This is a genomic window from Paenibacillus sp. J22FR21 (assembly GCF_056269135.1).
In genome coordinates this window covers 540,225-552,980 of sequence record NZ_JBWDNJ010000002.1, presented here as the reverse complement: position 1 = coordinate 552,980, position 12,756 = coordinate 540,225, and the positions used below count along the sequence as shown (strand labels likewise).

At 51.1% G+C, this 12,756-nt stretch carries 10 protein-coding genes; 5 read left to right on the top strand and 5 right to left on the bottom strand.

Annotated elements, in window-relative coordinates; all coding sequences use genetic code 11:
• Positions 1-110: 110 nt before the first annotated feature.
• From AC0YNS_RS08295 to AC0YNS_RS08285, 3 genes are read right to left on the bottom strand one after another with little or no spacing between them, the layout of a single operon-like run.
• Positions 111-1,829 (bottom strand): ABC transporter ATP-binding protein, encoded by a 1,719-nt coding sequence (locus AC0YNS_RS08295; RefSeq protein WP_475780527.1) that lies wholly within the window; start codon positions 1,827-1,829, stop codon positions 111-113.
• A 45-nt stretch (positions 1,830-1,874) separates the two neighbouring features.
• Positions 1,875-2,888: a FecCD family ABC transporter permease gene (locus AC0YNS_RS08290; protein WP_475780526.1), complete on the bottom strand. Its 1,014-nt coding sequence runs from the start codon at positions 2,886-2,888 to the stop codon at positions 1,875-1,877.
• Positions 2,888-3,928: a FecCD family ABC transporter permease gene (locus AC0YNS_RS08285; RefSeq protein WP_475780525.1), complete on the bottom strand. Its 1,041-nt coding sequence runs from the start codon at positions 3,926-3,928 to the stop codon at positions 2,888-2,890. The genes AC0YNS_RS08290 and AC0YNS_RS08285 overlap by 1 nt, the downstream gene beginning before the upstream one ends.
• Before the next feature lie 188 nt (positions 3,929-4,116).
• Between AC0YNS_RS08285 and AC0YNS_RS08280 the strand changes: the two genes are divergently transcribed.
• Positions 4,117-6,018, top strand: a complete 1,902-nt coding sequence (locus tag AC0YNS_RS08280) for a terpene cyclase/mutase family protein (RefSeq protein ID WP_475780524.1) — start codon at positions 4,117-4,119, stop codon at positions 6,016-6,018.
• Between the two features lie 79 nt (positions 6,019-6,097).
• Here the strand turns inward: AC0YNS_RS08280 and araA are convergent, their stop codons facing one another.
• Entirely contained in the window at positions 6,098-7,588 is a 1,491-nt protein-coding gene (gene araA / locus AC0YNS_RS08275; protein ID WP_475781001.1) for an L-arabinose isomerase, read from the bottom strand.
• 328 nt (positions 7,589-7,916) lie between these two features.
• Between araA and AC0YNS_RS08270 the strand changes: the two genes are divergently transcribed.
• Positions 7,917-8,240 carry a helix-turn-helix domain-containing protein gene (locus AC0YNS_RS08270; protein WP_475780523.1) on the top strand — a complete coding sequence of 108 codons (324 nt, stop codon included), beginning with the start codon at positions 7,917-7,919 and terminating at the stop codon, positions 8,238-8,240.
• On the opposite strand, the gene AC0YNS_RS08265 is transcribed toward AC0YNS_RS08270, so the two are convergent.
• Positions 8,224-10,338 (bottom strand): sensor histidine kinase, encoded by a 2,115-nt coding sequence (locus tag AC0YNS_RS08265; RefSeq protein WP_475780522.1) that lies wholly within the window; start codon positions 10,336-10,338, stop codon positions 8,224-8,226. The two genes, AC0YNS_RS08270 and AC0YNS_RS08265, sit on opposite strands and share 17 nt — an antisense overlap.
• An 80-nt stretch (positions 10,339-10,418) precedes the next feature.
• On the opposite strand from AC0YNS_RS08265, the gene AC0YNS_RS08260 reads away from it, so the two are divergent.
• Genes AC0YNS_RS08260 through AC0YNS_RS08250 form a run of 3 tightly spaced genes read left to right on the top strand, consistent with a single transcriptional unit; the run spans position 10,419 to position 12,754 of the window.
• Complete coding sequence (locus AC0YNS_RS08260) at positions 10,419-11,150, top strand: response regulator (protein WP_475780521.1); 732 nt, start codon at positions 10,419-10,421, stop codon at positions 11,148-11,150.
• Positions 11,137-12,003 (top strand): class I SAM-dependent methyltransferase, encoded by an 867-nt coding sequence (locus AC0YNS_RS08255; protein WP_475780520.1) that lies wholly within the window; start codon positions 11,137-11,139, stop codon positions 12,001-12,003. Before AC0YNS_RS08260 ends, AC0YNS_RS08255 begins: the two co-directional genes overlap by 14 nt.
• A 1-nt stretch (position 12,004) precedes the next feature.
• Positions 12,005-12,754, top strand: coding sequence for an RluA family pseudouridine synthase (locus AC0YNS_RS08250; RefSeq protein WP_475780519.1), 750 nt, complete (start codon positions 12,005-12,007; stop codon positions 12,752-12,754).
• The last annotated feature ends 2 nt before the right edge of the window (positions 12,755-12,756 follow it).

Below are 12,756 nucleotides of genomic sequence, written 5' to 3'. Positions count from 1 at the left end.
TTCCTCTCCCCTAATACCGATACCAATTATAACAGTGCCTGATTAGCAGATGCAAAAAAACACCTGAACAGCCTCCAACTACGGGCAGCCGTTCAAGTGTCATCGCTCATTTATGTCGTTTGAAATTGTGCATAGTGAAGTCTGCTGTAATGGCCGCCGGCTTCAAGAAGCTCTTCGTGCTTGCCCTGTTCCGATACGCCATCCTCCGTGACAACGACGATACGGTCAGCATTCTTGATCGTAGCCAAACGATGCGCAATGACCAGCGTCGTACGTCCTTGCGACAGCTCTGCAAGAGACTGCTGAATCGCGGACTCCGTCTCCGTATCCAGCGCTGAAGTCGCTTCATCGAGAATAAGAATAGGCGGATTCTTGAGGAACATCCGCGCAATTGCCACACGCTGCTTCTGGCCGCCGGACAGCTTCACGCCTCGCTCGCCGACAATGGTGTCCAATCCATCCGGTAAGGACAGAATGAACGCTTCAAGCTGTGCTCTCTTCGCAGCTTGCATCAACTCGGCGTCAGTCCCGTCCATCTTGCCGTATTTGATGTTATCGCGAATCGTACCCGAGAACAGGAATACATCCTGCTGGACGATGCCGATTCCTTTGCGCAGCGAATTCAGCTTCATATCGCGGATATCGCGTCCGTCGATCGTTATGCCTCCTGCATCAACATCATAGAACCGCGGCAGCAAGCTGCATAACGTTGTCTTGCCGGCTCCGGAAGGTCCGACGAACGCTACCGTCTCCCCTTCTTGGATCGTTAAGTTAATATGCTCGAGCACTTTAGATTCATTTTCGTAGCCGAAGCTGACATCTTTGAACGCAATGTTGCCGCGCAGGTTCTCTACAACGATAGCGTTAGGTCGATCCGCGACCTCTGGATCGGTCTCAAGCAGCTCGACGTACCTTCTGAAACCAGCGAAGCCTTTCGGATAACTCTCGATGACTTGATTGATTTTCTCAATCGGTCCAATAAACACGTTTGCCAGCAATAAGAACCCGACAAACTCACCGATCGTCAACTCTTGCTGAATGACGAACCAAGTCCCGCAAATCATAACAAACAGCGTAACGAAACGCTTCAGCACATAACTAATCGAGATGTTAGCTGCCATAATCTTATAACTCAGCAGCTTGGTGAGACGGAAGCGAAGATTGTTCACTTGGAATTGCTCTTTCTCGAACTCTTCGTTCGCGAAGGATTGAACGACACGCATGCCGCCGACATTATCTTCGACACGTGCATTAAAGTCCGCGATGTCGCTGAAGAGCTGATGGAACGCTTTGGTCATCTTCTTGCTGAAGAAGATCGCGAGCCAAATCATAAGCGGCACAAGGACAAACGTCAGCAGTGCCAGCTTCCAGTTGATGAACATCATAAGCGTGAATGCGCCAACCAGCGTCATTACAGCTATAAACAAATCTTCCGGCCCGTGATGCGCCATCTCGCCGATTTCCATCAAGTCATTGGTGAGGCGAGACATTAAGTGACCTGTCTTATTGTTATCGAAGAATCGAAATGAGAGCTTCTGAATATGATCGAACAGCTTGCGACGCATATCCGTTTCAATATTTATTCCAAGCATATGTCCCCAGTAAGTAACGACGTAATTGAGCAGTGCATTCAAAGCATAAATCGCGAGCAATGCGATGCATGCCCATGTGATAAGCCCCCAATCCTTGCCCGGAAGCAGCTTATCCACGAATTGATTGACTGCAACGGGGAATCCAAGCTCCAGAAACCCAGCGAAAATGGCGCAGAAGAAATCAAGATAGAACAGCCTCTTATAAGGCTGATAGTAGGACATAAATCGTTTAAGCATAATGAACTGACTCCCCCTTCTCTGTTCTTCTTGGTAGAAATAACATTATCTTGACCTTGTTAGCAAATAGAGAAAATACGGCGCCCCGATAATAGCAACCACGATTCCGGTTGGCACATCGTACATACGAGCGAGCGTATCTGAAATGATGAGCAGCAACGCTCCGGTAATCGCCGAAGCCGGCAATAAATAGGCATGCTGCGGCCCGACAAGTCTACGAGCCAGATGAGGTCCGATTAACCCAACGAAGGCGATTCCACCGCCAACCGCTACGCAGGAAGCGGCCAGTGCGACGGCTGCCCCGTACAGATACAACCGTTCGCGGTTAAGTGCAGTACCCAGTCCGGAAGCAGTTTGATCCCCTAGATTCAGCACGTCCAGCACACGCGCCTTGCAATGGACGAAAGGCAGCAGCACGACGATCCAAGGCAATAACGCCAGGACGAAACGCCAATCCATCCCCAGCATGCTGCCTGCCAGCCATACCTGCACGAACTTGAATTGATCGGGATTGAGCTTCAGCGTCAGTACGAGCATGAATGCTGAAATTCCGGCAGCTACCGCGATTCCGACGAGCAGCAGTCGAATGGTCGAAATGCCGTGATGACGTCGATAAGAGAGACTATAGATGAGCGTTGCTGTCGCTCCTGCTCCAATCATAGCAAGAAGAGGCAGCAGAAATATGGCATGGTTTATCGGTGTTACGGATATATACAGAATGACGATCAGTCCCGCTCCGGCGTTTATGCCGAGGATGCCGGGATCGGCCAGCGCATTTCGCGTAACTCCTTGCAAGATACAGCCGGACACCGCGAAACCGGCGCCGATCAGCAGTGACATGACGATCCGAGGCAGACGGAACTGATACAGGATCAGCTCCTGTTTAGCCGTTCCGGATCCGAATAGAGTATGGATCATCTCACTCGGCGAGAGCCTCAGTGTGCCCGTACTCATGCTAATAAGGAATATAATGAGAATGAGACCGCCTATCCATCCCATAACTGTGTAAGCCCGCTTCTTCCGCGCCTTCTCTGCAGGAGTGACTGTATAGGCATCCATTACAGCTCCCTCCTTTCATTAATGGCTAAGTAGAGGAAGAACGGAACTCCAATAACGGCAATTAGCGCGCCTAGAGGCGTTTCGGAATACGGATTGAACATCCGGGCACCGATGTCGGCAACGATGAGCAGCAGCGCCCCCAGAACGGAAGAGCATGGAATGATCCAGCGGTAATCAACGCCAACCAAATATCGTGCAATATGCGGAATAATGAGTCCAACGAATCCGACAGCCCCTACGACGCTGACTGAAGCTCCCGCCAGGATTAGCACCAGAATCGTACCGATTAGCTTAATCAGCCCTGTGCGTTGTCCGAGTCCAATTGCAATATCTTCACCGAGACTTAACAGTGTAATCGAACGCGAAATCATGACCGCAACGATTATGCTGCCGAGCACCCAAGGCCAAATAATCCGAATTTGCGCCCATTCCACACCTGCCATTCCGCCTGCGAGCCAGAAGGCCAGCTCCCGACCTACTTGATAATGAATGGCGATAGCGTCGCTTATGGCGAGCAGCAATGCCGTTACGGCAGCACCTGCAAGAACTAACCGCACCGGCGTAAGACCGCCTTTGACAAACGCTCCTGTCCCAAACACAAGTCCTGCAGCCGCGGCAGCGCCGAGGAAAGAAAAGAACATAAGATTCACGAATGACATGCCCGGAAAGAACGCAAAGCAGACAGCAAGCATAACCCCTGCGCCTGCATTAATGCCTAGCAAGCCTGAATCTGCCAGCGGGTTGCGCGTCATTCCCTGCATAATCGCACCGGCTGCGGCAAAGGCCGCTCCTGTCAGCGCAGCTGCGAGCACGCGTGGAATCCGAAGCTCTCTGATGATTTGGTGTTGTGTCAAATCCGTATTGAAGTGAAAGAGCGCATCCCATACGGTCGATAACGATGTGTCTGCAGCACCGACACAAATCGAGATGGCCGCAGTCAATACAAGTGCAAGAGTTCCGAAAATCAGAATAAACAAGGCAGCGAGTGGCCGGGAATGAATGACCGGTTGCTGTGACTGTGAGGAAGAATGAACGTCCACTTCAAATAAACCACCTTTACACGAATGACGAACGAACCGAATTGCGATCATTGAGAATTATTTTCATTTCCATAATAAAGAGTTCAGCGCCTCTTGTCCATTTATTTGACGATTGTTTCCTAAGAACGTGCAAGATTACGCGAAAATGCTTGCATTCTTTGAACAAGTTTCAGATGGAGGTGACTCTCATGGATCAGCGTATTAATCGCGGGATTGATCGACTGGTTCACCTGTTGCTCCGCAAACAAAGCCAAGATGGCAGTTGGCGGCTTGGTTTTATTGATAGTGGAACAACCACTGACGCTGCTGCAGTCATGCTTCTTACTAGTGCAGGTATTCAGAAGCCGGCCTTAGTCGCTTCCTTATGTGAGCGAATATTAGCCAAGCAAGGCGCAGACGGCGCTTGGCGTGTATATCCAGACGAAGAAGGCGGCAATCTCGCCGCGACGGCAGAGTGTTATTTTGCCTTACAATTCGCCGGTCTATCACCTTCCCATTCTCCTATGAAGCAGGCTCGCGATCGGATCTCCGAGCTCGGAGGGCTCTCCCGCATCGACAGCCTACTGACCAAGTTCCTGCTCGCGATTGTCGGTCAATACGAATGGCCGCGCTGGTTCCCGGTTCCGCTTTCCCTTCTGCTGCTGCCCCCGAGCGCACCGCTGCACTTCTATCAATTCTCCGGTTATGCCCGTGTTCACATGGCCCCCATGCTGCTGCTCGGTTCTGCCAAGCCTGCATTCACCTTGCCACACATCGAACCTCTTCGCTCCCATCATGGAGATCTGTCGCTTCAACAGCTGCTCGCGCAGCAGAACAGTTGGCAGCAGCATATCAATATGCGAATCCCCTCCATCACAGGACTGTCGCCGCTTACAGCCCTTAACAAGCAAGGCACGGCTCGTGCGCTGCAATATATGCAGAATCGCATTGAGCCGGACGGCACGTTGTACTGCTACGCCAGCGCGACCATTCTTATGATTCATGCGCTGCGTGCGTTGGAATACGACATCCGACATCCCCTCATTATGAATGCAGTTTCAGGGCTCGAATCACTGCTGATTCGCGACGATACTAACCTTCTAACGACGCAGAACACGACCTCAACCGTATGGGATACCGCATTAATCAGCCACACACTCCAAGATGCAGGCGTTAACACGAACCATACGAGCATTGGATCCGCCGGGAATTATTTATTGAAGCATCAGCATACCAAGCTTGGCGACTGGAAGCTGAATGTGGAACATCCGCTGCCCGGAGGCTGGGGCTTCTCCGAATCGAATACGATGAATCCGGATCTCGATGACACCACTGCAGCTTTGCGCGCAATTGAAGGACTCGCACATTCCGCACCTTACCGGCAAGCTCGTGAACACGGTCTGCAATGGCTCCTGTCCATGCAAAATTCCGACGGTGGCTGGGCTGCTTTCGAGCGAAATGTGAACAGTCGTTTAATCAGCTGGGTGCCGCTAGACGGAGCAGAGGATGCTGCAACAGATCCGTCTACGCCGGATCTGACCGGCAGAACGCTTGAATATTTGGGCAAGCATACAGGGCTGACAACCAGTCACAGCCACTTCATCCGCCGAGCTGCAGATTGGCTGTATCGTGCACAGCAGACAGACGGCTCATGGTACGGCCGCTGGGGCGTCTGTTACATCTATGGCACTTGGGCCGCTCTCACCGGTTTGATCGCTGCCGGCGAGTCGCCGAACCATCCTCAGATTCGCAATGCCGAAGAATGGTTACTTCGGATCCAACACCCGGATGGCGGCTTTGGAGAATCTTGTCGAAGTGATCATGTGAAGCGATTCGTCCCGCTCTCCTATTCGACACTATCGCAAACCGCATGGGCGCTCGATGCACTTATCGCGGTAAGCGTGCAACCTTCACCTGCCATGGAGCGAGCATGCGATTTCCTGCTTCGCGCATTGGATTCGGAGGACTCGCTCCCGCGGAAGTATCCAACCGGGGCAGGTTTACCAGGTTATATCTATACGCAATATGAGAGCTACCCGCTCGTATGGCCGCTCCTCGCGCTTGCGAATTATCGCAGCAAATTTGGAAGCAGCGCACTGCCTGCCACATGACTCTCGCGACAATAAAAGGGACTATTCCGTTCACACGCAATCGTGCGACGGAAAGTCCCAAGTAGCTCAATAAGTTCGATTAACGCTGCAAACGCCAGTACATATCATTCAAACGAAGTTCATTGCGGAAAGCCAGCGGATTCGTCGAGTTGTCGATGATGACACACTCAATGCCTGTCATCTCTGCCCAGTCCACCAACTGCTCAGCCGTAACCTCGTACGAGAAGACCGTATGATGTGCACCGCCTGCACGGATCCACGCTTCTGCGGAATCTTTAAGCGATGGCTGCGGCTTCCATAACACTCGCGCAACCGGAAGATTCGGCATATCATGCGGCGTTGCTACGGCATCGACAATGTTCACAATAAGGCGGAAACGATTGCCGACATCAATAAGCGATGCATTCACGGCTTGGCCGCTGCGACCGTTGAAGGTCATGCGTGCTGGATCAGCTTTGCCGCCTATGCCAAGCGGGTGAACCTCAAGGCGAGGCTTGCCCTCAGCGATCGTCGGGCAAATTTCGAGCATATGCGCGCCAAGAATGAGTTCATTGCCCGGCTCGAGATGATAGGTATAATCCTCCATAAAGGAAGTCCCTTTATTGCCCGCAATCGTCTTCATTACGCGTGTCAGTGCTGCCGTCTTCCAGTCGCCTTCACCACCGAAGCCATAACCTGCCTCCATCAAGCGCTGTACGGCCAGCCCTGGCAGCTGCTTCATACCGTGCAAATCCTCGAACGTTGTCGTAAACGCGGTGAAGCCGCCCTCTTGCAGGAATGCTTTCATCCCAAGCTCAATGCGTGCCTGTTCCCGAATCGATTCCCATTTGTCGGCGTTGGAACGAGTCTCCGGAGTAATTTCGTATGTCGCTTCGTATTCGTCAGTCAGCGTGTTCAGCTGCTCTTCCGTCACTTGCGCAATGCACGCTGCCAAATCGCCGATTCCGTAGCCGTTAATCGACCAGCCGAACTTAATTTGAGCTTCTACTTTGTCGCCTTCCGTTACAGCAACTTGGCGCATGTTGTCGCCGAAACGTGCTACTTTGAGGGAACGGCCTTCTGTAAAAGCAACCGCTGTGCGCATCCAGCCGGCGATCCGACCGCGCACCTCAGTATCTTCCCAATACCCAACAACAACTTTGCGGGCAATCCCCATTCGAGCACCGATAAATCCATATTCGCGATCACCGTGCGCGGATTGATTCAAGTTCATAAAATCCATATCAATGGTATCCCATGGGATATCGCGGTTAAACTGAGTGTGCAGGTGCAGCAGCGGCTTGCGAAGCTCGGATAAACCGGCGATCCACATCTTCGCGGGAGAGAAGGTATGCATCCATGTGATCAGACCCGCGCATTGCTCATCTGCATTAGCTGCAGCGCACAAGCTATAAATTTCTTCGGGAGTGGTCAGTACAGGTTTAAACACAACTTCATAAGTAATCGCTTCATCGCGATCCAACCCCTCAGCGATAATGCGGGAATGATCGGCAACCTCAAGCAGCGTTTCCGGACCGTAGAGATGCTGACTGCCGGTAACAAACCAGAATTGATAACGTTTAACTTGTATCACGTGAATACTCCTCCTCAGGATCCTGAATGAAATCAACTTGTACGAACATGATAGCAAAATCAAGCAGAATATCAGTCCGCATTCAGATCTTTAAGCCTAATTCAAGTTAAATATCCGAATATGTACAGCCAATAACTTGTACGTACAACCACCAACAACCTCATTGTACGCTCCCTCAGATCGGTTTTCAATACTTAATTATTAACGATTCTATACTTAACACTTGACACTGATACACTTTGTATCATAAATTACTATTAGTGGGGCCGAAGTGTAGCTTTTTCACTAGTACTAGATGTGAAGATTGAGTAAGGAGCTAGAAACTATGACGATGGGAGATCGATTAAGGGAACTGCGACTTCGAAAGCATATTTCACAAGAAGAAGTCGCGAGACAGATTGGCATTACCCGTTCTGCTTACAGTCATTACGAAATTAACAACCGCCAGCCGGTCTACGAAACGTTAAAGAAGCTTGCGATTCTGTTTAACGTTACTCTGGACTACATTATCGGCGGAGAGGCTGCAAGACCGGAAACGCCTGTAACTCCAGAAGCGATCGAAATTATCCGTATTCTAAACGGCATGGATCAGGAACGCCGAAAGCAATCCATCGATCGAATGATGGCGGTTATCAGGCAAGCTGACTAACGCTTCGTAGGGTTGCAGGCAGCGCGAACCAGATCATTGTCCCTTTATCCAAGGTACTGACAGCACCGATTGTGCCGCCATGTGCTTCAACAATTTCTTTGGCAATCGCGAGCCCCAAGCCGCTGCCGCCTTCTGCTGAGTTCCTGGAAATCTCTTTCTTGTAGAACCGGTCGAAAATAAAGGGCAAATGCTCTTCCTCAATTCCGCTGCCTGTATCGCTAACCGTTACGATGGTCCGGTTTGCTGTCTCATCGAAGAAAAAAGAAAGCGCTATCTCGCCCCCCTTCTCCGTATGTTTGATCGCATTGTAAATGACATTCGCAATCACTTGATCCATTCTCGGCAAATCCAGGCGCAGCATGATGCGGTTCTGTTGTTCCATTTCATGGGCATGTCCCTCCTGCTCGGAGTGCGCACTGTGAAAATCGCATCTGAACCGCATACCGCTGCTTATGACATCGATTTCGTAAAGATCATGCAGCTGTTGAATCCAGTGACCAAGCGGAACATTCGCAAAGTCGAACCTCGTCTGTCCAGCCTCCAGCTTCGTCAGCTCGAACAAATCGTGAATCAACCTGTTAAGTCCGCCGACCTTCCCAAGCATCATGCGCAAGTAGCGCTGCTGCTGCTCCTCCGTTTTGACAACTCCATCTTGAAAAGCTTCCAAGTACCCTTGCAGAAGGGTAATCGGCGTGCGCAAATCATGCGAAATATTCGTCATCAAATGCCTTCTGGACGATTCTGATCGATGCAAGACTCGATTCGTTTGCTCCAGCGATTCATTCGCCGCACTCAGCTCCATCGTCCGCTCTTCAATCCGCTCCTCCAAATGTGCATTCAGCTCTCTCAGCTCACTTGAGACATGCTCTGCTCGATACATGGCGCTTGAGAATCTTTTTGAAATAATAAAAGACTGCATCAGCATGAAGAAGAACAATCCCAGCGGTATAAGCTGTGCATATAGAAACCATTCGTTGTAGAACAGCATGTCATTAAGCACCGTTACTACGAACACCGCTACCCCTGTAAGTACAAAAGCAGAGCCGATCCGCTTACGAACTTTAGCCGTAATTAGAACGATCAACGTATAGATGCTCACCGCTACGACGAAGATTTGAAACAATGAGATCTGCTTGGTGTACACGATTGCCGGGGTGAACAGCACGAATCCGACCAAGGAGGTACCGATCCCGATTACGAATGGGATGACGCGCTTGGAGGCGTCCATCGGAAATAACCGGTAGACGTACAAATAACCGGCTAGTGCGCTTAGTGAGAATGCGATATATTCGATCTTCATTCCAATCTCCCAGGAGAGCGGAATCAGCTGTAAAATATAATTTTCACCGGTTACGCCTGCTCTTGCGGCAATGAATAAGCATAGCAAGCCAAAATGAATCGTAAATTGCTCCTGCCTGCGGAAAGCATACAGACCGATGTGATAAATCCCGATGATTAATAGACTGCCCAGAATGAGGATCTCCTGGACAGATGCTTTCATCTGATTCGCCACGAGCGCATCGCTGTTGCCCATCTTGAAGGGAACCCAAATGCCCCCTTTGCGATGCTGGAAGTTGGACACCTGCACGACAAAATCAAGCTGCTGCTTGCCATCTGCATGAAAGGATACAATCCGCGGGAATTGCTGCGCTTTCGAAGTGCTTCTGCTAGTCCCGACTATGCCTTGCTCGGCAAGCAGCTTACCGTCGATCCAGAACCTATAGCTGCTGAAAATATTCGGTACGCGTACAGCCAGCACGCGATCCGTAGGTTGGATGAGTACAGATAATTTATATGTAGCATAACCTTGTCCATTCTTAATCCCGCTGTTTCCCGGATAGCTGTTCCAGGAACGCGGCACCGTTACATACTTGCCGTTGTCTCTTATCGCAAGCTCTGGGGTCAGCAGTTCCCCGCTGAAGAACGTCCACTCCCCGGTCAACGGGAGCTCGCCATCACGGTCAAACGACCAATTTCTAAGATCTAGCACACCTTGCTTCGCAGCAGGATTCTCCCCGCCGCTCGGGGCACTGCAGCCTGCGAGCAGGAGCATGGGGAACAAAATGAGGATAAAAGTTCGGAATAATCGGCGAATCATAGCAGCCTCCCGGAAAATCGTTGATTGCTCACCCCTCCCTCCATTCGCTATAATAGCCTAGGAAGAGGGGGAAGATGGAGATGAATGGTAGCAAAATTCTTGTCGTTGACGATGAAGCCGATATTACCGAGCTGATTACTTTATATATGGAACGAGAAGGTTTTGAAGTACATACGACAGACAACGGTGAAGATGCCGTCCTGCTCGCAGCCGGGCTAAAGCCGGATATGATCCTGCTGGACATCTCACTCAAGAATCTGGATGGTTTCGAAGTGTGCAAGCACATCCGAGCGATTTCCAACGTTCCCATATTGTTCATAAGCTGTAAGAGCGATGATACTGACATTATACATGGACTTACGGTAGGCGGCGATGATTATATGACCAAGCCTTTCAGTCCAAGTCAGCTTGTCGCTCGTGTTAAAGCACACCTGCGCCGCCAATCTGTGATCGGTCAATATTCGATTGACCGCGCTGTAGGCGAAGTGCTGGAATACGAAGGTTTACGAATTGATTTGCCTGCACGGACCGTTCATCTGGGCAGCAAAGAAGTCTTCCTATCGGCTAAGGAGTTCGAGCTTCTTGTCCGCTTAGCCAAAACACCGAACCGCGCTTTTGCACTCGATGATCTGTACACGATCGTTTGGGGACATGATAGTATGGGCGATACTCGCACATTAATGGTTCATGTCAGCAATTTGCGCAAGAAAATCGAGCCCGACCCTGCTAACCCGATCTACATCGTCACCGTTCGGGGAGTAGGCTACAAATTCAACGCCAAGGAAGGTTACAACACACATGTACAACGCTGATTTATGGAAAGATTACGAACTACTCGATACCGGCAATGGTGAGAAGCTTGAGCGCTGGGGCGGTTACGTGCTGCGCAGACCAGACCCACAAGTGATTTGGCCGATCGCGAATGAATCCGGATTGTGGAAGACAGCAGATGGCCACTATCACCGAAGCTCCTCAGGCGGCGGAGAATGGGAATTCCGCACGAAAATGCCGGAACGCTGGTCCATCTCGTACGGCGAGCTAAAGTTTCATATTAAACCGACTAGCTTCAAGCATACCGGACTATTCCCGGAGCAGGCTGTCAACTGGACCTGGATGATGGATAAGATCCGTAAAGCCGGTCGTCCTATCCGCGTGCTGAACTTGTTTGCTTATACAGGCGGAGCTACTGTGGCAGCAGCTGCAGCCGGCGCGGAAGTGTGCCATGTCGATGCCGCTAAAGGAATGGTGCAGTGGGCCAAGGAAAATGCCGAGCTATCCGGTCTCAGCACAGCTCCTGTTCGATACATAACCGATGATGTATTCAAATTTGTGCAGCGCGAGCAGCGCCGCGGCAGTAAGTACGACGCCATCATTATGGATCCGCCTTCCTACGGACGCGGACCAAACGGCGAAACCTGGAAGCTGGAGCAGAATCTCTATCCGTTTCTTGAGTTCTGCACGACGATACTTACAGAGAATCCTCTGTTCGTGCTAGTGAATTCGTATACCACAGGACTGTCGCCAACAGTTCTTCACAATATGCTGCATATGACGGTTGGCCGTAAACATACCGGCTCCATCCACTGCGGCGAGATCGGCATCCCTATTTCCGCATCCGGGCTTACACTGCCATGCGGTATCTTGGGACGTTGGGAGGGTAAGTAAGATGGGGAATGACCCAATTACAGTGCCGGCCCCGCTTCTGCCTGTGCTGTATGAGGACAACCATCTGCTTGCCGTCATTAAACCTCCGGGAATGTTATCACAGGCCGATGAAACGGGCGAAATGGATATGGTTACACTGCTGAAGGACGACCTTAAAGCTCGTTATCAGAAACCGGGCAATGTGTATGTCGGACTTGTACATCGTTTGGATCGTCCCGTAGGCGGCGCCATGCTGTTTGCGAAGACATCCAAAGCAGCTTCCCGCCTGTCAGAGTCTGTTCGCAGCCGCTCATTCGATAAGCTGTATGTAGCCGTTGTTCATGGCTCCCCTGCGGCGGCCAATGGCCGATTGCGTCATTACCTGCGTAAAGATGCCGGCAGAAACATCGTGACCGTTCATCAGAAGCAGGTTCCGGAGTCCAAAGAAGCCATTCTGGATTATGCGGTTGTCGCCAAACAAGGCGGACTCTCTCTTATCGCCGTGAAGCTGCTGACAGGCCGCTCGCATCAGATTAGAGCCCAGATGGCTGAAATCGGCTGTCCGCTCGTCTATGATCGCAAATACGGCGCTCCTGCCGTTCAAGGCGAACAAGATATAGCATTATGGTCGACATCCATAGGAGTAGCGCATCCCGTAACGAAAGAATGGCTAACCATTCATGCCTTGCCTCCGAAGACGGAGCCGTGGAGCCGGTTTCGCGATGACGATTTCATCCGGGCACGTTCAATTCTGCCGCTGGAAGGAATGTAGGC